The sequence below is a fragment of the Nesterenkonia sphaerica genome, from assembly GCF_005771565.1.
Taxonomy (GTDB): Bacteria; Actinomycetota; Actinomycetes; order Actinomycetales; family Micrococcaceae; genus Nesterenkonia; species Nesterenkonia sphaerica.
This window is the reverse complement of record NZ_VAWA01000011.1, coordinates 32,854-52,789: the sequence shown is the minus strand read 5'-3', so window position 1 is coordinate 52,789 and position 19,936 is coordinate 32,854. Positions and strand designations below refer to the sequence as shown.

Genomic DNA, 19,936 nt, shown 5'->3' with positions numbered 1-19,936 from the left:
TCTAGCGGGCGTCGTCGCCGGTGTCCTCCGGCTTCACCGCGGGGATGGTGCCGGAAGCCACGGTCTCATCGAAGTACTCTTCAGCTTCCTGCTCCCAGCCCTCGTAGGAGTCGACAAATTCAGGCGTGGCGAAGGTCTCATCGGCCTGCAGCGGGTCCCGGTAGGCACCCTTTTCATCCCATCCCAGGACACCGGTCTCCGGGTTGACATAGGTGGCCTCGGCTGGGAGGTCCTGGACGGCCAGCACTAGGTCCTTGCTGGCTTTTCCGCTGGCCTCCGGAGGCCCAGCGTCGGTCTTCGGCGGCAGTCCGGACAGTGTCCCGGAGGTGCCGCCGAACATGGCGCGCAGAGTCTTGGTCTGCTCGTTGATGATCTGCAGCACCGTACGCTGCACTGCCGGGCCGGCGTCAGCCCCCGCATGGCGGCGGGCAGTTTCCACCACGGCCGCCTTGGAGGCATGCCGGCGGATCCGGACATACCTGGAAGCGACGCGTCCCTCGTAGAGGTAGAGCTTGATCTGCGCGAAGACTGCCAGCAGCATCACAATGGAGAACGGTGCCGCCGAGGCGATGGCCGCCACCTGCAGGACGCGGAGGGAGGAATCGGGATCATCGCCGGCCGCCAGCAGGACGATGGCTGCCAGGGCGATCAGCGCCGTCCAGAACACACGGGTGATCTTCGGGGTTTCAGTGCGCCCGCCATAGGAGAGCACATCAGTCACCAGAGACCCTGAGTCGCCTGAGGTGATGAAGAAGATGGTGACGACCAGGATCGCCAACACTGAGGTGATGGCGGCGATGGGCAGGTGGTCCAGCAGCTGGAACAGCGAGGCCTCGGTGCCGACGGTCTCCCCGCCCTCACCGTCGTCGACCAGCATGGTGCCTTCCGTCAGCTGGTAGTAGATGCCGGAGGTGCCGAAGATCGAGAACCAGATGATCCCGACGGCGGTGGGTGCCAGCAGGACACCGAGGACGAATTCGCGAATGGTGCGTCCGCGGGAGATGCGGGCGATGAACATGCCGACGAACGGCGCCCAGCTCATCCACCATCCCCAGTAGTAGATGGTCCAGTCCGCGGACCAGGCATTGCCGAGAAGCCCTCCGTCGGCCTCACCAGCACCGACGGCGTAATCGGCACCTGCCTGGAACATCAGCTGCGGGAAAGCCAGGGCGTACTCGCCGATGTTGGTGATGACGGACTGGAGGAGGAACAGCGTGGGCCCGGCCAGCACCACAAAGATCGCCAGCACCGCGGCAGCCATGAGGTTGAAGTTGGACAGCCATTTCAGGCCTTTATGGACGCCAGTGATGACAGAGATGGTGGCGATGGCCATGATGACCACCACCAGGCCGGTCAGCAGTGGCTCCGAGGCGGGGTCTTCGACCCAACCCATGAAGCCCATCCCCGCAGCGATCTGCTGAGTGCCGATTCCGAGGGAGGTCACGATGCCGAAGACCGTGCCGACGATGGCCACCACGTCGATGACGTGGCCGACCCAGCTCTCGATCAGTTTACGGCCGAAGATCGGCTCCAGCAGCCAGCGGACTGCCAGCGGCCGGCCCCGTCGGAACGTCATGTAGGCCAGGCCCAGGCCGATGACCACGTAGATTGCCCAGGCGTGCAGGCCCCAGTGGAAAAGGGACTGGCCGATGGCGGATCCGGCGTTGGCGGACTCGCTGCCAGCGATCACGTTCCCATCAGCGTCCACGCCTACATCGGCGGTGATATCCGGCGGCGCAATCAGATGCCACAGCGGCTCGGCTACGCCCCAGAACACCAGCCCAATGCCCATGCCCGCGGCGAAAAGCATGCAGAACCAGGAGCCCAATGCGAACTCAGGCTTCTCATCGTCGCGGCCGAGCCGGATGTTACCGGCCTTCGACAGGCCCGCCCAGAGTGCGAAGACCACGAAGCCGGTGCATAGCAGGACATACCACCAGCCCACGGTGTTCACGATGCCGGAGTTGAGGGTCTCGAACGCCTCCGCGCCGAATTGATTGCCCCACCAGGTAGCGAATACCAGTGCCCCGAAGATGATGATGACCGCGGGGATGAAGACCCACATGTGCAGCCCGCGAATGACGTCCGAAAATGACCAATTCCGTAGCTTTTCGACTTCTGGCTGCGAAGCCATGAAGTTCCTCCTCGATGCATGTGCTGTAGTGATTTACTGCGCCACTCTATACATGGACTGTCCCTCAGTGGCAGGTTACGCCTTGGTAACTTTTCTCATGGGGCCGCTTCCGGGGCTTGGCGGCGGCTCTTAAACGCGTTACGGTAGAGGCCATGCCCACAGGCTCTTACCCGCCTGCGCTCCGGATGAAACAGAGGAATATCGCCAAGACAGGGGCCGCCCTGGCCGTTTCGGCGAACCTCGTCTTTACTGCTGTTCCCGCCGCGCAGTCCAGTACCGCTCCCACTGCGCACAGCGCAGTGGTCGGGGTTGCAGACGACGCAACCCCTGATGCGCTATTCCCTGCGCCGGGTCAGCCCAATGCACTCAGCTCGGACGATGATAAGACTGCCACCACGGTTCACAAGGATGAAGAGGATCTGCGAGTAGCCACGCTCCATGCTGACATTACGGCGGATCCCAGTGCTGATGAGCCCGTCGCTGAGCTCATCGCGAGTCTGAGCACCGGCAATCACACCCAGGCGCGAGCCGTGGCCCAGACCGTCCAGATGAATGATCCGGACGTCTTGGTCCTCACCGGGGTGACCTACGACGACGAGCATCACATCGCAGAGCTGCTTCGTGAGTACTTCGCTGCAGGACAGCATTCCGAATCCGGTCTGGACTACCCCTACTTCTTCACCGCCGAGACGAATTCCGGCCGGGAGTCCGGGGTCGACCTCGACGGGGACGGCATCATCGGCGGTGCGGGCGATGCAGTGGGCTACGGCGAATACCCCGGACAGTACGGAATGATCGTGTTCTCCAAGTACCCCGTGGTGGACGAGGAGGTGCGCACCTTCCAGGACTTCCTGTGGCGTGACCTGCCGGAATCAGCGATGGTCCAGGGGCAGCACTTCTCCTTGAAATCTTCGGTTCTGCGGCTCAACGAAACCAGCATGTGGGACGTACCGGTGGAGGTTGACGGGGAGACGATTCACCTGATCTCCTCCGCTTTGGCGGCTCCTGCTGAGCACGCCGACACCGAGCGCGGGGACGATATGCGCCAGGTCCTGGCCGACTATGTCGAGGGCAGAGCCTGGTATCTCTACGACGACGAGGGAGAGACCGGCCACCCTGCTCCGGGCACCAGATTTGTCGTCGCGGGCGCGCCGTCAGCCAGCGCCGACGAGCCGGAAAACCTCGAGGTGCTGCTGGACTCGCCCATGCTGCGCGACACCCAGCCCGAAGCGGTCACCGAAGTGCCCGAGGATCAGCATCCTGCCGCCGCCTGGGCCACCGATTTGGTGGATACCCGTCACGTGGCAGATAACGAAGGCCAGCGAGCGTCGTTCGTGCTGCCCTCCAGGAGTCTGCAGATCAGCAACTCCGGAGTCTTCTGGCCAGCTGAAGGTGAGTTCGGCTACGAGGTCGTAGATCCCGACTCCTCCTACAGTCTCCAGGACCGCCTGGTCTGGGTTGACCTGACGATCAGCGACTGAACGCCTAGACTCAGGCCCATGGCCTCCACCCACATTGTTTCCCACACCGGTCCAGCCTCCGGTGCACCGGATCGAACACAAACTCGGGATCGTCGCAGAGTCAAGAAGGCTCCTCGGCCGGTGCTGCGCAGCGCAGCTGGTGGTTTTCTCGCCGCCAAATCGGTTGCCCTGGTCTCACGTCAGGCCTTCACCGAGGACGGGCAGCTCACCCCCTCCGCAGAAGTCTGGCTGACCCGTGCGGTGACCGTTCAGCGGCCGTTGGTGCTGAGGAATCTTCGTCGGCTCCGTAAGGCCCACCCCACGCTCACCAACCGTGAGCTCGCGGAGCGTCTGGACAAAGAGTTCACCCGGTCGATGACCGGTGGCGGTGCGCTCATCGGGGCAAGTGCCGCAGTGCCAGGGGTGGGAACGGTCACCTCCATGGGCCTCTCTGTCGTGGCCACCGGAGGGTTCCTGGAGATGTGTGCGCTGTACGCGCAGTCCAAGGCGGAACTCGCCGGGATCACCACCGAAGACCCCCAACGTGCCCAGCTGCTGGTGATGGGCATCATGCTGGGTGAGGAGGGACGGCAACTGCTGGGCGAACTGTCGGCTCAGGCTCAAGGCCGTGGAGCGGGTCCGATTGCCTCTATCGCCCCGATGGGCAATGCCGCAGTGGGCTCGGCAGGCGCCTCCACCGTCTCGCAACTGTTGGGCAATCAGCTGCGCAAACAGTTCGTGCGCAAATTCTTCCTCCGCCGGGGAACCTCCATCGCTGCGCGCGCGGTCCCCTTCGGCATCGGGGCGGTGATCGGGGGAGTCGGCAACCGTGTCCTGGCTCGGCAGATCACTTCAAGTGCTCGCGCCGCCTTCGGTGAACTGCCGGAAGAAACTCCCCCAGCGCTCGTCGAAGACTTCCGGCGGGGGCTCCTCCGGGAGAGACAGCGGGCCGACCGCAAACAGCGCCGGGTGAGAAAGCGTGAGTTGAAAGCCTCCACCCAGGCTCAGCGCAAGGAACTCAAGCAGCGCGGCACGGACCAGAAGCCTTGATGTGCCACGTCGGCTAGAGCTTCGCGAGCCCCAGGTGTGATCGGTACCATAAAAGCACACCTGATAGGAGGAGGGCCATCATGATTCAGGAAAATCCCGGCGTGGTCGTTGGTGTGGACGGCTCTGAACAGTCACTGCGGGCAACGCACTGGGCTGCTGCTGAGGCCTACCGCCGCAAACTCCCGCTGACAGTCCTCACCGCCTACTCCATTCCGGCATTTGCCGCCTCTTCCATGGATGGCGGCTATGCCATGATGGACGATTCATCGCTCAAAGTGGGGGCAGAACGTGTGATGCGCCAAGCGCGGCAGTTCCTCCGGGACTATCCGGGAGAGGTGGACTATCGGATCGAATCCGGAGACCCCACAGCTGTGCTGCTGGAATATGCCGAACGTGCCGAGGTGCTCGTGGTTGGTTCGCGGGGACGCGGTGGCTTCCTGGGGCGGCTGCTGGGCTCAGTGTCCTCAGCGCTCCCCGCCCATGCCAAATGCCCCACGGTCCTGGTGCCGCTGAAGTTCTCCATCAAGGAGGAGAACGCGATGACCACCGCCACCGGCGCCATCCCTATCGTCTCGTCGAGCCCCCACCCTGGCGCGGAGGCCCCTGAAGCGCTCATTCAGGAGGGCGCCCACCCCATCCGGACCCGGGACTCCCGGCCCGTGGTGGCCGGCGTCGACGGCTCAGACTACGGCCGCGTCGCGGCACTTGTCGCCGCACAGGAAGCGCTGGAGCGCGGTGTCGAGCTGCGTTTGGTCTGTGCGCTGCCGCCTCTGGGATCCACGCTGGTGTGGATTCCCACGCATATCGATGACTCAGATGCCCAGGCCGAGCTTGAGAAGAAGCTCAGTGCCGGCCGCGCCTGGCTCAACAGCCACTTCCCGGAGCTGAATATCGAGATTGAAGTCATCGATGGCACAGCAGTGGATGTGCTGGTGGAAGAGACCCGCCATGCCCAGCTGACCGTCCTGGGCACCAGGGGACGCGGAGGGTTCGCGGGCATGCTCCTGGGCTCCACCTCACAGGGTGTGCTTCAGCATGCCGAAGGTCCGCTGATGGTGGTACCTGACGGGGACGACGAGCGCATCAAGAACCGTGCGGACTTCGGACCGGTTCTCTGAGCTGACCAGGGACCGCTGAACTGGACTCACTTGCGCTGCGCACCTTCACCGGGGGAGTGGCGTTTCACGCCTTCACACGTTGAACCGTTGAGGGCCCCGGCAGTTCACCTGCCGGGGCCCTCAACGGTTCTTATGTGAAATTATGCGACGCGGCGGACCATGGTCGGGCTGCCGAAGACGCTGCGCACTGACACTCCCACTCTCGGGTTGCCAGCGTCGGCCATCATGCCGTCGCCGAGATAGATTGCCATATGCCAGTCGTCCCAGAATATGAGGTCACCTGGACGGCGGTCCGCCCATGAGACCTCCTGGCCCTGAACCATCTGATCCCAGGTGGTGCGGCCCAAGCTGACTCCCGCTGCCCGGTACGCTGCCTGGGTGAAGCTGGAGCAGTCCCAGGCGTCGGGCCCATTGGCCCCCAGCACATAGCTGGTGCCGGGACGGGTGGCCTCATTGCGGGCCCAGTTCACCGCGATCGACGCAGCGTTGCTTCCGCTGCTGCTGCTGGCGGGCTGTGACCCACTGCTGGTGGAGGATGAGGCAGTGCTGCTGCCACTTGAGCTGTCGCTGGTGGAGGAGCTGCCGCTGGAGGAGCTCCCTGAAGAGCTGCTGGAGGAAGAGCTGCCGCTAGTGGAGGAGCTCTCCGAGGACGTGCTCTGTTGGTTTCGCAGGGTGCTGACGTGAGAGGCCAGCTTCGAGGTGGAAACCGTGCCATCGCTGTTGGTCAGCTCAGGATTCTGCAGAGCTGCTCGCCAGTAGTCGCCACCGGAGCCGGTGAAGCCGGGCTCCAGCTGAGCACCCTCGCTGAGCAGGCTGCGCAGCTCACTGCTGAGGTCGTCCCAGTGTGAGGGTGCTGGACTCGAGGTCTGAGTCGGTGACGGCGAGGGGGTCGGCGTCGGGCTCGGTGAGGAGGTGCGTGTAGGTGAGGGGCTGGGGGCGGCACTCTGGGTGCTCTGCTCCGTGCTGCTTTGTTCCGAGCTGCTCTCCTGCTGCGCGCTGGAGCGGGCCTCCGCCTGGTTGTTCAGGTAAGAGACGTGACCCTCAAGCACGGTCCAGTTCACGGCACCGCTGCTGGTGGTGAAGAGATCATTGCTCTGCAGCAGCGTGTAGTAGTCGCGGGCACCACCGTCAAAGTCCGGTTCCAGGTCCGCAGCCTCAGAGAGCAGTGACTGCTGCCCCGAACTCAGCGAGTTGTATCCCGGCACAGACGATGTCGTCGCGGTGGGCGAGGGTGACGGCGAGGCGGTCGGGCTCGGCGAGGGAGTTGAGGTGGGGCTCGGCGAAGGGGTCGACTCCGCCGCATCGGTCTCAGCCTCCTCGGACTGAGAGTTCAGGAAGTCGACGTGGGCGCTGAAGGCGTCCCAGTCCACAGTCCCGCCGCTGGTCAGGTCGGAGTTGCTCAGCACCACCCGATAGTACGCAGACGTACTGTCGAAGTTCTCCAGCTCGGCGGCCTGCGAGAGAAGCCGGCGCTGCTCGGAGCTCAGCGACTCCAGCGAGGGAGGCTCGGTGACCTCAGATTCTTCGGACGACGTGGCTTCCCCTTCCGCATCGTCCGAAGAATCCTCGGTGGTATCTGGGGTCTCTTCGGCGGCTGCGACCTCTACTTGAGGTCCAGCGGCTCGAAGCTGGCGGATGCGTTCGCGCAGTGCGTCGCCGTCGAGATTCCCATCGGCGTCGAAGTACCCGGAGCCGCCGTCGGTACGGTCGTTCTCGCCGTACATGAAGGTGAGGAACTCGTTGAGGCTGCCTTCGAAGCCTTCCTCTTCCCGCAGGGTGTCCAGCAGGTCCCGGAGCACATTGTCGAGATCTTCAAGGCCCACTTGGGTGGATCCGCTTTGGGTGCCGGTGCTGGCCAGCGTCGCAGCAGCTTCCTCGGAGGCGCTCGCAGCGGCGTCGGAGGCGGCTTCGGCTTCGCGCTGCAATTGAGCGGCATCGACAGCTTCACGTTCGGCCTGGTCGGAGCGCTGCTGATCAGTGGCGTCCTCGGCCAGTGCGTCCTCATCGCCCAACAGGACGTCGGCGGCGGAGGTGTCGCCTTCCTGGTACTCCTCGGAGGCGTCCATCGCCATGGCTGCCTCAGCAGCCTCTGCGGCGTCTTCAGCTTCCTGCTGCAGGTCTGCGGCCTCCTGAAGGCGCGCCTGAGCCAGGGAGTGCTGGCGCATCAGCTCAAGTTCCAGCTCGTCGGCCCGGTCGATAGCCTGGTCAATACGGCCCACGATGTCGACCATCATGCTGTCTCGGGCGTCCTGTGATTCCCTGGCCGTGGAGATATCGTCCGCTGAGGGAACCTCGGGCAGATCAGTCCGCACGAGAGTTTCAGCCGAGAGAGCCTGGTCAGTGGCCTGGTCAATCGAATCATCGGAGGTGCGATCAGCGACCAGGGTGGTCCCGACAAGTGCTGTCGTCACGACGGCGGCGGTGACGGCCGCCGCCGCAAGATTGCGGGGGTGCTTCACGGTAGTTCCTCACTTTTTCTCATGGGCGCAGTGCCGCGTCAGCCTGCCCCGTCTTGGGAAAGGCGGGCTGTGGGTCCGGTCCAGACGCGGACGCTCACCTCCCGGGTGCGATGACCCTTCGTGTGAGCGACTGCGATGGGAAACGCGTCTGGCGTGGACCCTTCGCGGTGCTGCTGGCGTTCACGATAATTGCGAAAAGGTCACGGAGGCAATAGGCCGTGTCGTTTCTGTGACGAAGCTGTGAAGACAAAAACCCGTATTTCCGGGGATCCAAGGGGCAAAATCCATGTTTGCCAACCTTCAAGTAGGTTGAAGGTTGGAGCTCCACAACTTCAGCACAGGGTTGTGCTAAGCATCCAGCTGCTCGATCTGCACGGACAGTTGTGCTGCTAGCCCCAGCCGAGTTGGTGCAGAGTCTCGTCACTGATGCCGAAATGGTGTGCTACCTCGTGGATGACGGTGATGGTGACCTGTTCCACGACATCTTGGCGAGTCTCACAGGTTTCCAGAATCGCTTCCTTATATAAGGTGATCCGGTCCGGCATGGCCCACGGCTCGCCTCCCCGTTCGGTCAGGGGAATCCCTTCGTAGAGCCCTAGCAGTACAGTGTTCGGATCCTCCCACGGTTCGGGTTGGTAGCGCTCTTCGGCAAAGAAGGCCACATTCTCGATTTTCGCGGCAAGCTCCGAAGGAATCAGGTCGAGGGCGTCGGTCACCGCGGCATCGAACTCGTCATCGCTCATCTGAACGGGCATCGACTCAGTCTAAAGGGGGTACGGGGCAGCAATCGCCGTTCAGGCGGGTGGCTGGCAGTGCGCAATTTGCCGCGCTGAGGCATGAGGAACTAGACTCTTACAGGTTCCCCTGAGGGGAGTCTCTGACTTCCTCGCAGGGTTCGGGCCCCCATCGTCTAGCGGCCTAGGACACCGCCCTTTCACGGCGGCGGCACGGGTTCGAATCCCGTTGGGGGTACGTGTTCCGGCACTCTTGCGAAGTGGCGGAGCCGGAGAAGCTCTGATAAAGTTTCTCCTCGTGCCGAGTTCGGCACAGCAGCACGTAAGGCCCTGTGGCGCAGTTGGTTAGCGCGCCGCCCTGTCACGGCGGAGGTCGCGGGTTCAAGTCCCGTCAGGGTCGCAGGACATCGGTTTTCAGACTTGGCTCTGTAGCTCAGTTGGTAGAGCGTTCGACTGAAAATCGAAAGGTCACCGGATCGACGCCGGTCGGAGCCACGAATAGCCGGTGTCTCGGCACTGAAACCCCTGGGAAACCGGGGGTTTCAGTCTTTAAGCTTGGGGCTCATGGCCGGGAAGCACCAACGCCTCAATGGCCCCGGGGGCCCAGGCGATCTCCCACCGGTATCCGTCAGGGTCGGCGAAGTAGCCGCTATAGCCTCCCCACCGGCGTTCGACGGCCTGCGACACATGGCTCGCACCGGCGGACCGAGCAGTTGCCAGCACGGCGTCGACCTCGTCCCGCGAAGCGACATTATGCGCCAAGGAAATCGGGGGCACGCCAGATCCACGGGCAACCGGGCCGACCTCTTCTTCGAACTCAGACCTGTCCCACAGCGAGAAAAGAAGGTGCTGGCCAGTCTTGATCATGACAACTCCGGGGGCCTCCACCGCTGGCTCCCACCCCAGCCCGACCACGTAAAACTCCCTCGATCGACCGAGGTGGTCCACCGCCAAAGTGACCAGGGAGATGCGTGGCTCCATGCGCCCAGCCTACTCCGGAGCTTCGCGGAATCCAGAGTGGGGCCCTGGCTCCACCACCACGGTCCGGCACTGTTGTAGCTGCACGTATCCTGGTACAGGACATACAGACCGGCGGTGTGCGGCGGGCGCGCGGAGGGGAGCGAACGTGAAGCTGCTGCACTCCCTGCGGCGCAGATTTATCCACGCGCTGAAAGCATTGGCTCCGATTCTCGCCGTAGTCCTGCTCTTTCAGGCCGCCGTCTTCCGGCAGATGCCTGAGAATGCCATCTCCATCCTGACCGGCCTGCTGATCGTCGCAGCTGGCATCGCCCTCTTCTTGGAGGGACTCGAGCGCAGCGTCTTCCCGGTCGGAAAATCCATCACCAACAAACTGGTGAAAACGGCGTCATTGTGGAAGCTGCTGCCCTTCTGCTTCGGCATCGGATTTGCCGCGGTGATTGCGGAACCAGCACTGATCTCTGTGGCCGACCAGGCAGAATTAGTCAGCGAGGGTCGGATCAACAGCCTCACCCTGCGGTTTGTCATTGCGCTCAGCGTGGGCGCGGTGATGGTCCTCGGAGCCGTGCGTGTCTTCCTAGGGTGGCCGCTGCACCGCGTGCTGCTGATCGGCTATGGCGTGGTGCTTGCCCTCACTCTGGTCTCACCGCAAGAGGTGGCCAGCCTTGCCTACGACTCCGGCGGAGTGACCACCAATATTGTCACCGTACCGCTGATCGCCGCGATCGGAATCGGCATGGCAGCCTCGATACGCGGCAGGAGCCGACTGGGAGACGGGTTCGGCCTGATGGCACTGTGCGTGATGGTGCCGATGATCAGCGTGCAGCTCTACGGTATCGCTGTATACCGATTCGGTGCCCCGGCAGACCTGGGCGCCCCGGAGGCTCCCGAGGGTCAGTTGCAGTGGCTGCATCTGGTGGTGGGACTGATGACGGTGGTGCGCGACGTCCTGCCGGTTATTGCGGTGGTGCTGTTCTTCCAGTTCGTCGTGTTGCGCAGACGGCGGGCAATCCGGTGGGGGTCACACTCGGCTTTAGGTTGGTAGTGCTGGGGCTCTACGGGTTCATCGTGGGATTGGACATCGGACTGCTGCCGATGGGGCGCCAGATGGCCGAGCAGCTGATCGCGACCGATCAGGTGCTACTGGTCATCCTGTTCGGGGTGCTGATCGGGTTTGCGACCACCATGGCGGAGCCCGCACTGATGGCGATCAGTGATGAGGCAGAGGAGATCTCCGAGAAACGGCTCCGCTCCAGCACGCTGCGTATGCTGGTCGCCTGCGGTGTGGCGCTCGGCATCGGGATAGGGGTGCTCAGAATTCTCACCGGAGGCTCCTTCGTCGGCGCCATCGTTGGATTGTATGTTCTGGCGTTGGTGCTGATGCTGCTCGCTCCCAAGGACCTGGTGCCGCTGGCCTTCGACCTCGGGGGAGTCACGACAAGTGAGATCACTGTGCCGCTGATTACCGCCTTGGGCATCGGCCTGACGGCTGCAGTGCCGGGGCGGGATGTGCTGATGGACGGTTTCGGCCTGATTGCCTTCGCTTCGGTCGGCCCCGTGATAGCTGTGCTTAGTTATGCTTGCATTGTGCGACTCACAGCAGCGGCCCGAGGGGCCACGCCCGATTCCCCCACCCGGCAGGGTGCCTGATGGCCCACAGCGTGGTGTTCGTGGTCACCCCAGACGATCAGGAAGAAAAGGCGATCACACTGTTGGAGGACGCCGGCGCCACGGGCGTGACCGCACTCTCTGCGCGGGGCGTCGGATCCCACGCCCGCCGGACCATCTTCGGTGTTCGCTTCACCGGAGCGCAGTCTCTGCTGATGATGGTGGTGCCCACTGAAAAGGTGAAAACCTTGATGGCCTGCGTGCACGAGGTCATCTTCGACGGCGACGACTCCCACGGGATCTGCTTCTCGGTGCCGGTGGACCAGGTGTCCATTCCCGGCCACTTCGACACCGTGTGATCCGTTCCGGCCGCGGTCCTAGCTGAGCTCGATGACCACTGGGGCGTGGTCGCTGGCTCCCTTGCCCCGCCGCTCGTCCTTGTCCACATACGCGTGCCGCACCCGGGCAGCCAGCGCAGGTGAGGCCAGGTGGCAGTCGATCCGCATGCCTTGCCGCTTTTGGAACCGCAGGCTGGTGTACTCCCAGAAGGTGTAGACCCCTGGTCCCGGCGTGTGAGGGCGGACCACATCCGTGAAGCCGGCCTGCACAAACTCCTGAAACGCCTCCCGCTCGGCCGCGGTGACGTGTGTCAGCTGGTTTCGCTCAAAGAAGTCGATATCCCAGACGTCGTCATCCTCCGGGGCGATGTTCCAGTCCCCGGCCAAGGCGATCTGCGCGTGCGGATCCTCAGCCAGCCAAGACTGTGCGTGTTCGCGCAGCTGGCGCAGCCAACGCAGCTTGTACTCCATGTGCTCGTCATGGCGTGAGCGTCCGTTGGGGACGTAGAGGCTCCACAGCCGCACGCCGTTACACGTGGCGCCAATCGCCCGGGCCTCTTCGACCGGGTCCTTGCCGTTCTTGCCGAATGCCGGCTGGTCGGGAAACGCCCGCTCGACCTCGGTCAGGCCCACCCGCGAGGCAATCGCCACTCCGTTCCACTGGCTGAATCCGAAATGCGCCACCTCGTAGCCGTTGCGCTCAAAGAGCTCCCAGGGGAAGTTCTCGTCCTTGCACTTGGTCTCCTGAATAGCCAGGACGTCGACGTCCGACTTCTCCAGCCAGGCCTCCACCCGGTCGGCCCGGGCACGCATCGAATTGACATTCCAGGTCGCGATTCTCACGCGACCAAACCTACCAGCACCAGCTGACTCAGCCGCGCTGCCACCATTCGTCCAAGAGGGTCACCGGCATCGTGCGCTTGTGCCGGGTGGCAAGGTACTGGCGCTCCAGCCGGGCGGCGGCGTCGTCGTCGATGTGCTGACCCTCAAGATAGTCGTCAATCTCGTCATAGGTGATGCCCAGCTCAGCCTCGTCGAGCTGCCCCGGATTGTCGTCCAGCAGGTCTGCGGTGGGCGCTTTGGACCAGATATGCTCCTCCACCTCGAGGTGCTGCAGGAGCTGGCGGACCTGGCGCTTGTTCAGCGTGTAGTTCGGCAGGATGTCCGCACCGCCGTCACCGAACTTGGTGAAGAATCCGGTGACTGACTCTGCGGCGTGGTCAGTGCCGATCACCAGGGCGTTGTTCTCGCCGGCGACTGCATACTGCACCGTCATCCGCAGCCGGGCCTTCACATTTCCGCGGTGATAGTCGGCCAGTCTGCTGCCAAAGGCCTCCCGGTAGGCTACGTCCACGCCGGTGACCGACTTTTCGATGTTGAAGGTGTGTACGTGGTCCGCGTCAATGAAGTCCAGGGCCAACTGGGCGTCGGCCTCATCCTGCTGGACTCCGTGCGGAAGCCGCATGGCGTGGAACCGGGCGTCGGTGCCCCGGTCGCGCAGGGTCTGCGCGGCTTGCTGCGCCAGATAGCCGGCCAAGGTCGAGTCCACGCCTCCGGAAATGCCGAGCACGAACCCCTGCATACCTGAGGCCTCTGCGTAGTCGGCGAGGAACTTCACGCGCCGGTCGATCTCGTGGGCCGGATCAATGTGGGGCTTGACGCCCAATTCTTCGATGATGACTCTCTGAAGCTCGCGCATACCCGCCAGTGTAGCCAGCCCCATGTCACTGCGGGGTGAACCCCTACTGGTGACCAGCTTGGAGTTTTGTCCCCGTCAGGTGAGTGACACCCGCATAGGATGGGGCCATGACGTCGTCTTCCTTTGCCGCTGCTGCGCAGCACAATGACCCTGAAGTCAGCCGCCTGAGCGATCTCATCAGCCAGCACGCTGTGGTGCGGGGGCGGGTCACGCTCTCCTCCGGCAAAGAGGCTGACTATTACGTGGATCTGCGCCGGGTGACCCTTCACCATGAGGCTGCCCCGCTGGTGGGCCGCGTGATGCTGAAAATGCTCGACGACGCCGGCATGGAGTATTCAGCCGTGGGCGGGCTCACCATGGGCGCTGACCCAGTGGGCACTGCGATGCTGCATGCGGCTGCCGCTCAGCGCAGGGAACTGGACGCTTTTGTGGTGCGCAAGGCGGCCAAGTCCTACGGGATGGGGCGGCAGGTGGAAGGCCCGAGCATCAAGGGACGGAAGGTGGTGGTCCTGGAGGACACGTCCACCACCGGCGGATCCGCACTCCAAGCCGTGGAAGGGGTGCGGGCTGCCGGGGGAGACGTGCAGGCGGTCGCCGTGATCGTTGACCGGGATACTGGGGCGAAGGAGAAGATCGAGGCCGAGGCAGGGGTTCCCTGTTTCTATGCCTACTCCAAGGCAGACCTCGGGCTGGACTGACTCTCCGGGGTCAGCGCGCTCCGGGGTGAGCGCTTTCAGGGCTCAGCGCTTTCAGGGGTCAGCGGCTCAGGGCGGCGCCCAGGCGCTGGACCGCTTCGGTGAGCACCGCCCGGTTAGTGGCGAAGTTCAGCCGTGCGTGGCGTTGGCCGCCGGTGCCGAAGGCATGCCCGGGGGAGAGGGCAACCCCCGCCTCGGTCAGCAGGTGCTTGGCCGGGCCCTGCAGCGGCGACTCGGTGCCGCCCTCGGGCTCATCGTCAAATCCATAGGCGGAAAAGTCCAGCCAGGCCAGGTAGGTGGATTCCGGGACAGTGACCGTGACCTCGGGTGCTGATTCGGATAGAAGCCTCATCAGCAGAGACCTGTTCTCCTCCAGCCCGGCAATGACGGCGTCGAGCCAGTCTTGGCCCTGTGCGTACGCCGCAGTCTGGGCGACCACACCGGCGTGGCTGGCACCGAGGGAGGCCTCCGGGGCCAGATCGGCAAGCTCCGAGGCAGCTTCGCTGCCAGCAATAAGCAGGCCCGCCTTGAGCCCGGCGAGGTTCCAGGCTTTGGAGGCCGACATGACCGAATAGCCGTGCGGGTCCACCGAGAGGTACGGGGTGAAGGTCGCCTCCGAGTAGACCAACGGGGCGTGGATCTCGTCGGCGACCACCCGGACGCCGTAGTCCGCGGCAAGTTGGGCCAGACGCTGCAGCTCCTGCTTGGTGTGCACTGCTCCGGTGGGGTTGTGCGGGTTGGACAGCAGGTAGGTCGCCTGCCCGCCGGTGGTGCGCAGGTTGAACGACTCTTCCAGCATGTCGAAGTCCAACCGCCCGTCGGGGCCCAGCGGGGCCTCCACCACACGGCGCCCTGCGCTGACCGGATACGTGAAGAAGGGGGGATATACCGGTGAGGACACAATCACGGTGTCCCAGAGCTCACCCACGAGCTTCAGCGCCTCAGCCACTCCGGTCATGACATCCCGCACCGGGCGGACCTGGCTGGACCTGGGCGCCCACCCCCAGCGCTGCTGCGCAAACTGCAGGAACGCCTCCACATAGGGCCCGGTGTGCGGATAGCCGGTATCGCCGAGCTCGATCATCTCCTGCAGCGCCTCAGCCACCGGCGCGGCCAGCGGAGTGTCCATCTCGGCCACCCACAGCGGCAGCACATCGTCACCGAAGGTCCGCCACTTCATGGACCGTCGGCGCCTGAGCTGCTCGAGACCGAGGACTTCCAGAGGATTCTGCGCATCACTCATGGCACGAGCCTACCGAATGCAGACTAATGAGGCAGGGCGGGGACCGGAGTAGGGTGATGACGTGGATCAGGGCAACACAGCACACGACGCCGCCGGCTCTCCCGCGGAGCCCCTCCCGGGAGCCGCGCCCGAGCGTGAAGTGGGGGTGGGACCATGGCAGGGGCCATGGCCGGAGGACGCGCGCCTGGACCCCGAGCTGCTCCTCCACGGAGACCGGCGCAATGTGATCGACCCCTACCGGTACTGGCGGCATGAGGCCATCGTGGCGGACCTGGACCCTAAACGGCACCCTTTCCATGTGGCGATCGAGAACTGGCAGCATGACGCCAACATCGGCACCGTGGTCAGGACAGCCAACGCCTTCCTCGCCCAGGAGGTGCACATTATTGGCAAGAAGCGCTGGAACCGGCGCGGTGCCATGGTGACCGATAAGTACCAGCACATCAGGCATCACCCCTCAGTGGAGGATTTTGTGGGCTGGGCAGAGGCTGCCGGCGTCGTCGTGCTCGGGGTGGATCTGTTCCCAGAGTCTGTGCCACTGGAGACCTACCGGCTGCCTCAGCAGTGCGTGCTGGTCTTCGGTCAGGAGGGCCCCGGGCTCAGCGAGCCGGTGAGACAGGCTGCCCATGCCACCCTGTCCATCGCCCAGTTCGGCTCCACCCGGTCCATCAACGCCGGAGTCGCCGCAGGAATCGCGATGCACGCCTGGATCCAGCAGCACGCCGCCGTGGAGTGAGCGGCCCCGCTCAGAACTGCGGGTTCCACCGGTAGCGCCGCAGATCAACCTTGGAGTTCACCGCCAGGACTCCTTCGGCGCGCAGGCGCTGCAGCTGCTCGGTGACCAGATGCGGTGCCGGGACGCCGGTGGCGCGAATGATCCGGTGCCAGGGCAGGTCGAAGCCGTCCTCGCGCAGCACCTGGCCCACCATCCGTGGCGTGGGCAGGCCTGCCAAGGCGGCAATATCGCCGTAGGTTGCCACTTTTCGCGCAGGTACGGAGGCGATGATCTCGCGCACCTGCTCGTGGGTCTGTTCTTCCACACCAGCACCTTATCTCCACATCAGAGTCCAGCCGCTACGATCATCAGACTGAAGACTGTCGAGGAGGCGATTTCGAGTGCGGACATGACCAGTGCTGCCGGGACTGCGGGCGGGAACGGTGCGCCGGTGCGCCGGGTGCTGGTGCTGATGAACCCGGGCGCCGGCCGGCGCTCAGTGCTCCACACCACTCGGAGGCGCCTTCAGCAGCACGGCGATCCGCAGGTGGAGCTGCTGATCCCAGATCCGAGTGACCAGACCGAGCAGCTGGCTCAGGCGCAGGCCGCAGTGGGGCAGGGTGTCGACGCGGTGGTGGTCTGCGGAGGAGACGGCATGGTGAGTCTCGGGGCCCACCTGGTCGCCCGGCAGGGGGTCCCGCTCGGGATCGTCCCTACCGGCAGCGGCAATGACTTTGCCCGCGCCTGTGGCATTCCCCGGCGGTACACCGCGGCCCTGAACCGAGTGCTGGAGGCCCTGAAGCAGCCCGAGCTTCCGGTGCGGGGGGTGGACGCGCTGCGGCTGACCCTCTTCTGTGCCGAGTCGGGGGCCACGCTCAGCGGACCGAAGTGGGTGGCCAATTCCGTGAACATCGGATTCGACGCGCAGGTCAATCAGCGGGCCAATGCCCAGCGCCGGGTCCCCCGGAAGCTGCGCTACCTCACTGCCCTGGTCCGGGAGGTCCCGCATTTTCACGCTGAGGAGTTCGTGCTGCAGGCGGAGGCCGGCGTTGCAGAGCGCCACGCCTCTTCTCTGGTCTGCATTCAGAACGGCAGCTCAATCGGCGGAGGAATTCCGCTGGCGCCGACGGCCCGGGTCGACGATGGGTGGGCTGAGGTCTCACACATCGAGCCACTGAGCAGGGCCGGGCTGGTGGCGTTGTTCCCTCTGCTGATGCTGCGGATGCACCGCCTGCTGCGGCCGCTGACCACCCGCCGGGTCCGCCACCTCCGAGTGGAGGTTCCGGGGCAGGTGCCGGTCTTCGCTGATGGAGATGAACTGCACTCGGGCCACGGAGCTGGGGCAGCCGGAGTGGTGGTGGAGGTCGAACTTATCCCCGGTGCGCTGCTGCTGCTGTGAGCCGGCGGACCTGCGCGGCGATGGCGTCGGAGGGTTCCAGCACCATCACGTGAGGCCCGACGGCGCTCTCCACTTGGGCTTTGATCCAGTGGTAATGCGTGCAGGCGAGCACGACGACGTCGGCGGCGTGCGTCCGCACAGCCTCCACCACCGCCTGCAGGTCCACCTGGTCTGCCCTGTGGGTCTCGATGGTTTCTGCCCAGACCGTGCAGTCCGGTTCGATCACGGTCACGCCGAGGGCCCAGTCGCGCTTCAGCTGCTGGTACCGGCGGCTGCGCAAGGTGGCCGGGGTGGCGCAGACCACGATCGTCTTCGTCACCGACACCGCGCTGGCTGGTTTGATCATGGGCTCCAGCCCAACGAATGCAGTGTCCGGATAATCGGTGCGCAGCGGCTCGATCGCAGCTGCGGTGGCGGTGTTGCAGGCCAGCACAATCGCAGCGCAGCCAGCACTCAGCAGCGGCTGGATCGCAGCTTTGGTGAGCCGGTACACCTCATCCTCTGAGCGGCTGCCGTAGGGCATGTGGGGCTGATCGTGTGCGGTGACCACGTGTGCCTGCGGCAGCAGCTCGCGCAGCCGAGCCGCCACGGCCTCGCCGCCGATTCCGGAGTCGAACACACCAATCTGCACAGAGGTACGCTAGCGCATCAGGCTTGAGGCGGCGTTCACCCCTTGAGTCGCCGCATAGTCTGGTGTGACAGGATCCGATTGACCGCCGGCAGCTGGGACAGTGTCCGGATGACGGAGGACTCGTAGGCCTCACCGTCGGTGACCTCCACACGAAGGTAGTAGTCCGGCTGGCCGAACATACGGCGGACTTCGGTCACTTCTGGCACCTGAACCACTGCGGATTCGAAGTCTTCGATGGTGACACTGTTGTTGACGGCGATATCGATCGCCACGATCACCTCAAAGCCCCGTCCGGCCGCCTTGGCGCTGACTGCCGCGTGGTATCCGGCGATCACGCCGGCGCGTTCCAAGCGTTGCACACGGCGCAAGCATGGAGCCGGGGTCAGCCCGACTCGCCGCGCCAGCTCCGTGTTGCTCAGCCGGGCATCTGCCACGAGTTCGGCAATAATCGCGTGATCCAGCTCGTCAAGAGTGTGTTTGTTGCGCATAATAGTCTTTGAGCCTCATGAGTTGGCAATATAATCGCGCAATTTTTTCACTAATATTGCGTTGTGAGCAAGCATGATGAGGCGCTGTTCCGGTTCACCCCGGCAGCGAAGACCGGACTGGCGATTGCCGCGGCCATCTCACTCTACGGTGTGTCGTTTGGAGCGCTGGCGGTGGCCTCCGGGTTGACGCTGGGGCAGACGGTCGCGCTCAGCGCCCTGATGTTCACCGGCGGTTCGCAGTTCGCGTTCATCGGGGTCGTGGCCACCGGAGGGGCTGCCGCCTCCGCATTTGGCGGTGCCACCCTGCTGAGCCTGCGCAACACCATCTACGCCGTACAGCTCAAAGCGCTGCTGAACCCCAGGGGAGTGAAGAAGCTGGCCGCGGCTCAGCTGACGATCGACGAGACGATGGCGACCTCCACGGTGCAGGAGACCGCCGCTGAACAGCGGCGCGGGTTCTGGATTACCGGCATCGCGTGCTACCTGGGCTGGAACATCGCTACCGTGATCGGGGCCCTGCTCGGTGACTTCATCGCTGAGCCGGAGGCACTGGGGCTCGATGGCGCCGTCGTCGCTGCGTTCCTGGGGCTGTTATGGCCCCGGCTGCGTTCCCGGGAACCCTGGGCATTGGCGGTGGTCGCTGCGCTGATCACCGTGCTCATCATGCCCCCGGTTCCTGCCGGTGTGCCAGTGCTGGTGGCTGCCGCAGTGGCGGTGATCTGGGGGCTCATCTCCGCACGCCGCGACCGCGACGGCGGCCGTCTCAGCGGCGCTGAGCAGCACGGGGCTCGCACGCGCAGGAGGAACGCACAATGAGTCTCTGGATGTGGGTCCTGCTGGCCTGCGCTGCCGCCTACACCACCAAGATCATCGGGTACCTGGTCCCCGGCAGCTGGCTCAGCCACCCTGTGGTGATGCGGATCTCGGGGACCATGACTGTCGCCCTGCTGGCTGCGCTGGTGGCGATGAACACCTTTTCGGATGGTGCCGGAATCACCTTCGATGCTCGTCTGGGAGCCCTTGTGGCCGCCGCTGCGGCGCTGGCGCTGCGCGCGCCGTTCATCGTGGTGGTGCTCACCGGAGCCGCGGCCGCGGCTGGACTTCGCCTGCTGGGAATACCCTAGAGACTCTGACAACCCGGCCGGCCTGCCATAGGATGGACAGCAGCAGCGCAGTGCCCAGCCTGC

The 19,936-nt window shown here is 64.6% G+C and carries 21 protein-coding genes and 3 tRNA genes; 14 read left to right on the top strand and 10 right to left on the bottom strand.

Annotated elements, in window-relative coordinates:
• Nucleotide 1 precedes the first annotated feature (1 nt).
• Nucleotides 2–2,134, bottom strand: a complete 2,133-nt coding sequence (locus FEF27_RS09310) for a BCCT family transporter (RefSeq protein WP_138170585.1) — start codon at nt 2,132–2,134, stop codon at nt 2–4.
• A gap of 152 nt (nt 2,135–2,286) precedes the next feature.
• On the opposite strand from FEF27_RS09310, the gene FEF27_RS09305 reads away from it, so the two are divergent.
• From FEF27_RS09305 to FEF27_RS09295, 3 genes are all read left to right on the top strand, one after another.
• On the top strand, nt 2,287–3,615 hold the full coding sequence (locus tag FEF27_RS09305) for an endonuclease/exonuclease/phosphatase family protein (protein ID WP_138170584.1): 1,329 nt from the start codon (nt 2,287–2,289) through the stop codon (nt 3,613–3,615).
• Nucleotides 3,616–3,633: 18 nt separating this feature from the next.
• On the top strand, nt 3,634–4,644 hold the full coding sequence (locus FEF27_RS09300) for a hypothetical protein (protein ID WP_138170583.1): 1,011 nt from the start codon (nt 3,634–3,636) through the stop codon (nt 4,642–4,644).
• A gap of 80 nt (nt 4,645–4,724) precedes the next feature.
• A complete protein-coding gene (locus FEF27_RS09295) occupies nt 4,725–5,762 on the top strand; it encodes a universal stress protein (RefSeq protein ID WP_138170582.1) in 1,038 nt (345 codons plus the stop codon).
• Nucleotides 5,763–5,902: 140 nt separating this feature from the next.
• On the opposite strand, the gene FEF27_RS09290 is transcribed toward FEF27_RS09295, so the two are convergent.
• The gene (locus FEF27_RS09290; RefSeq protein WP_138170581.1) at nt 5,903–8,221 is read right to left on the bottom strand and encodes a C40 family peptidase; all 2,319 of its coding nucleotides are present in this window, start codon (nt 8,219–8,221) and stop codon (nt 5,903–5,905) included.
• A gap of 389 nt (nt 8,222–8,610) precedes the next feature.
• Complete coding sequence (locus FEF27_RS09285) at nt 8,611–8,976, bottom strand: metallopeptidase family protein (protein ID WP_138170580.1); 366 nt, start codon at nt 8,974–8,976, stop codon at nt 8,611–8,613.
• Nucleotides 8,977–9,120: 144 nt separating this feature from the next.
• Here FEF27_RS09285 and FEF27_RS09280 point away from each other — a divergent pair.
• The 3 genes from FEF27_RS09280 (at nt 9,121) to FEF27_RS09270 (ending at nt 9,450) form a co-directional block, all read left to right on the top strand.
• Nucleotides 9,121–9,193: transfer RNA gene (locus FEF27_RS09280), tRNA-Glu, on the top strand.
• An 88-nt stretch (nt 9,194–9,281) separates the two neighbouring features.
• Nucleotides 9,282–9,355, top strand: a tRNA-Asp gene (locus FEF27_RS09275).
• Nucleotides 9,356–9,377: 22 nt separating this feature from the next.
• Nucleotides 9,378–9,450: transfer RNA gene (locus FEF27_RS09270), tRNA-Phe, on the top strand.
• Between the two features lie 54 nt (nt 9,451–9,504).
• On the opposite strand, the gene FEF27_RS09265 is transcribed toward FEF27_RS09270, so the two are convergent.
• Nucleotides 9,505–9,936, bottom strand: a complete 432-nt coding sequence (locus FEF27_RS09265) for a VOC family protein (protein WP_138170579.1) — start codon at nt 9,934–9,936, stop codon at nt 9,505–9,507.
• Between the two features lie 145 nt (nt 9,937–10,081).
• Here FEF27_RS09265 and FEF27_RS13655 point away from each other — a divergent pair, with 145 nt between their 5' ends.
• From FEF27_RS13655 to FEF27_RS09255, 3 genes are read left to right on the top strand one after another with little or no spacing between them, the layout of a single operon-like run.
• A complete protein-coding gene (locus FEF27_RS13655) occupies nt 10,082–10,978 on the top strand; it encodes a DUF1538 domain-containing protein (protein ID WP_243729181.1) in 897 nt (298 codons plus the stop codon).
• Nucleotides 10,978–11,583, top strand: coding sequence for a DUF1538 domain-containing protein (locus tag FEF27_RS13650; RefSeq protein ID WP_243729180.1), 606 nt, complete (start codon nt 10,978–10,980; stop codon nt 11,581–11,583). The genes FEF27_RS13655 and FEF27_RS13650 overlap by 1 nt, the downstream gene beginning before the upstream one ends.
• A complete protein-coding gene (locus tag FEF27_RS09255) occupies nt 11,583–11,900 on the top strand; it encodes a P-II family nitrogen regulator (protein WP_138170578.1) in 318 nt (105 codons plus the stop codon). The genes FEF27_RS13650 and FEF27_RS09255 overlap by 1 nt, the downstream gene beginning before the upstream one ends.
• Before the next feature lie 18 nt (nt 11,901–11,918).
• Here FEF27_RS09255 and FEF27_RS09250 read toward each other — a convergent pair whose 3' ends face one another.
• Together FEF27_RS09250 and nadE are read right to left on the bottom strand one after the other, a co-directional pair.
• The gene (locus FEF27_RS09250) at nt 11,919–12,722 is read right to left on the bottom strand and encodes an exodeoxyribonuclease III (protein ID WP_138170577.1); all 804 of its coding nucleotides are present in this window, start codon (nt 12,720–12,722) and stop codon (nt 11,919–11,921) included.
• 28 nt (nt 12,723–12,750) lie between these two features.
• The gene (gene nadE / locus FEF27_RS09245; RefSeq protein ID WP_138170576.1) at nt 12,751–13,578 is read right to left on the bottom strand and encodes an ammonia-dependent NAD(+) synthetase; all 828 of its coding nucleotides are present in this window, start codon (nt 13,576–13,578) and stop codon (nt 12,751–12,753) included.
• 107 nt (nt 13,579–13,685) lie between these two features.
• On the opposite strand from nadE, the gene pyrE reads away from it, so the two are divergent.
• The gene (pyrE, locus tag FEF27_RS09240; protein ID WP_138170575.1) at nt 13,686–14,276 is read left to right on the top strand and encodes an orotate phosphoribosyltransferase; all 591 of its coding nucleotides are present in this window, start codon (nt 13,686–13,688) and stop codon (nt 14,274–14,276) included.
• A 58-nt stretch (nt 14,277–14,334) separates the two neighbouring features.
• On the opposite strand, the gene FEF27_RS09235 is transcribed toward pyrE, so the two are convergent.
• On the bottom strand, nt 14,335–15,516 hold the full coding sequence (locus tag FEF27_RS09235) for a MalY/PatB family protein (RefSeq protein ID WP_138170574.1): 1,182 nt from the start codon (nt 15,514–15,516) through the stop codon (nt 14,335–14,337).
• 61 nt (nt 15,517–15,577) lie between these two features.
• Here FEF27_RS09235 and FEF27_RS09230 point away from each other — a divergent pair, with 61 nt between their 5' ends.
• Nucleotides 15,578–16,252: a TrmH family RNA methyltransferase gene (locus FEF27_RS09230; protein ID WP_138170573.1), complete on the top strand. Its 675-nt coding sequence runs from the start codon at nt 15,578–15,580 to the stop codon at nt 16,250–16,252.
• Nucleotides 16,253–16,262: 10 nt separating this feature from the next.
• Here the strand turns inward: FEF27_RS09230 and FEF27_RS09225 are convergent, their stop codons facing one another.
• Nucleotides 16,263–16,556, bottom strand: a complete 294-nt coding sequence (locus FEF27_RS09225; RefSeq protein WP_138170572.1) for an MGMT family protein — start codon at nt 16,554–16,556, stop codon at nt 16,263–16,265.
• Between the two features lie 84 nt (nt 16,557–16,640).
• Between FEF27_RS09225 and FEF27_RS09220 the strand changes: the two genes are divergently transcribed.
• The gene (locus tag FEF27_RS09220; RefSeq protein WP_138170571.1) at nt 16,641–17,630 is read left to right on the top strand and encodes a diacylglycerol/lipid kinase family protein; all 990 of its coding nucleotides are present in this window, start codon (nt 16,641–16,643) and stop codon (nt 17,628–17,630) included.
• On the opposite strand, the gene FEF27_RS09215 is transcribed toward FEF27_RS09220, so the two are convergent.
• Together FEF27_RS09215 and FEF27_RS09210 are read right to left on the bottom strand one after the other, a co-directional pair.
• The gene (locus FEF27_RS09215) at nt 17,602–18,261 is read right to left on the bottom strand and encodes a glutamate racemase (RefSeq protein ID WP_138170570.1); all 660 of its coding nucleotides are present in this window, start codon (nt 18,259–18,261) and stop codon (nt 17,602–17,604) included. The genes FEF27_RS09220 and FEF27_RS09215 overlap by 29 nt on opposite strands.
• 35 nt (nt 18,262–18,296) lie before the next feature.
• Nucleotides 18,297–18,749: an Lrp/AsnC family transcriptional regulator gene (locus FEF27_RS09210; RefSeq protein ID WP_138170569.1), complete on the bottom strand. Its 453-nt coding sequence runs from the start codon at nt 18,747–18,749 to the stop codon at nt 18,297–18,299.
• 63 nt (nt 18,750–18,812) lie between these two features.
• On the opposite strand from FEF27_RS09210, the gene FEF27_RS09205 reads away from it, so the two are divergent.
• Together FEF27_RS09205 and FEF27_RS09200 are read left to right on the top strand one after the other, a co-directional pair.
• Entirely contained in the window at nt 18,813–19,565 is a 753-nt protein-coding gene (locus tag FEF27_RS09205) for an AzlC family ABC transporter permease (protein ID WP_243729179.1), read from the top strand.
• Entirely contained in the window at nt 19,562–19,873 is a 312-nt protein-coding gene (locus FEF27_RS09200) for an AzlD domain-containing protein (RefSeq protein ID WP_138170568.1), read from the top strand. The genes FEF27_RS09205 and FEF27_RS09200 overlap by 4 nt, the downstream gene beginning before the upstream one ends.
• Nucleotides 19,874–19,936 lie beyond the last annotated feature (63 nt).

Excerpts from the sequence above, each read along its gene's own strand:
- FEF27_RS09265 (WP_138170579.1), bottom strand. The coding sequence starts at position 9,936 with ATGGAGCCACGCATCTCCCTGGTCACTTTGGCGGTGGACCACCTCGGT.
- FEF27_RS09255 (WP_138170578.1), top strand. The coding sequence starts at position 11,583 with ATGGCCCACAGCGTGGTGTTCGTGGTCACCCCAGACGATCAGGAAGAA.
- FEF27_RS09220 (WP_138170571.1), top strand. The coding sequence starts at position 16,641 with ATGACCAGTGCTGCCGGGACTGCGGGCGGGAACGGTGCGCCGGTGCGC.
- FEF27_RS09295 (WP_138170582.1), top strand. The coding sequence starts at position 4,725 with ATGATTCAGGAAAATCCCGGCGTGGTCGTTGGTGTGGACGGCTCTGAA.
- nadE (WP_138170576.1), bottom strand. The coding sequence starts at position 13,578 with ATGCGCGAGCTTCAGAGAGTCATCATCGAAGAATTGGGCGTCAAGCCC.
- pyrE (WP_138170575.1), top strand. The coding sequence starts at position 13,686 with ATGACGTCGTCTTCCTTTGCCGCTGCTGCGCAGCACAATGACCCTGAA.
- FEF27_RS09235 (WP_138170574.1), bottom strand. The coding sequence starts at position 15,516 with ATGAGTGATGCGCAGAATCCTCTGGAAGTCCTCGGTCTCGAGCAGCTC.
- FEF27_RS09210 (WP_138170569.1), bottom strand. The coding sequence starts at position 18,749 with ATGCGCAACAAACACACTCTTGACGAGCTGGATCACGCGATTATTGCC.
- FEF27_RS09285 (WP_138170580.1), bottom strand. The coding sequence starts at position 8,976 with ATGCCCGTTCAGATGAGCGATGACGAGTTCGATGCCGCGGTGACCGAC.
- FEF27_RS09310 (WP_138170585.1), bottom strand. The coding sequence starts at position 2,134 with ATGGCTTCGCAGCCAGAAGTCGAAAAGCTACGGAATTGGTCATTTTCG.
- FEF27_RS09300 (WP_138170583.1), top strand. The coding sequence starts at position 3,634 with ATGGCCTCCACCCACATTGTTTCCCACACCGGTCCAGCCTCCGGTGCA.
- FEF27_RS09200 (WP_138170568.1), top strand. The coding sequence starts at position 19,562 with ATGAGTCTCTGGATGTGGGTCCTGCTGGCCTGCGCTGCCGCCTACACC.
- FEF27_RS09305 (WP_138170584.1), top strand. The coding sequence starts at position 2,287 with ATGCCCACAGGCTCTTACCCGCCTGCGCTCCGGATGAAACAGAGGAAT.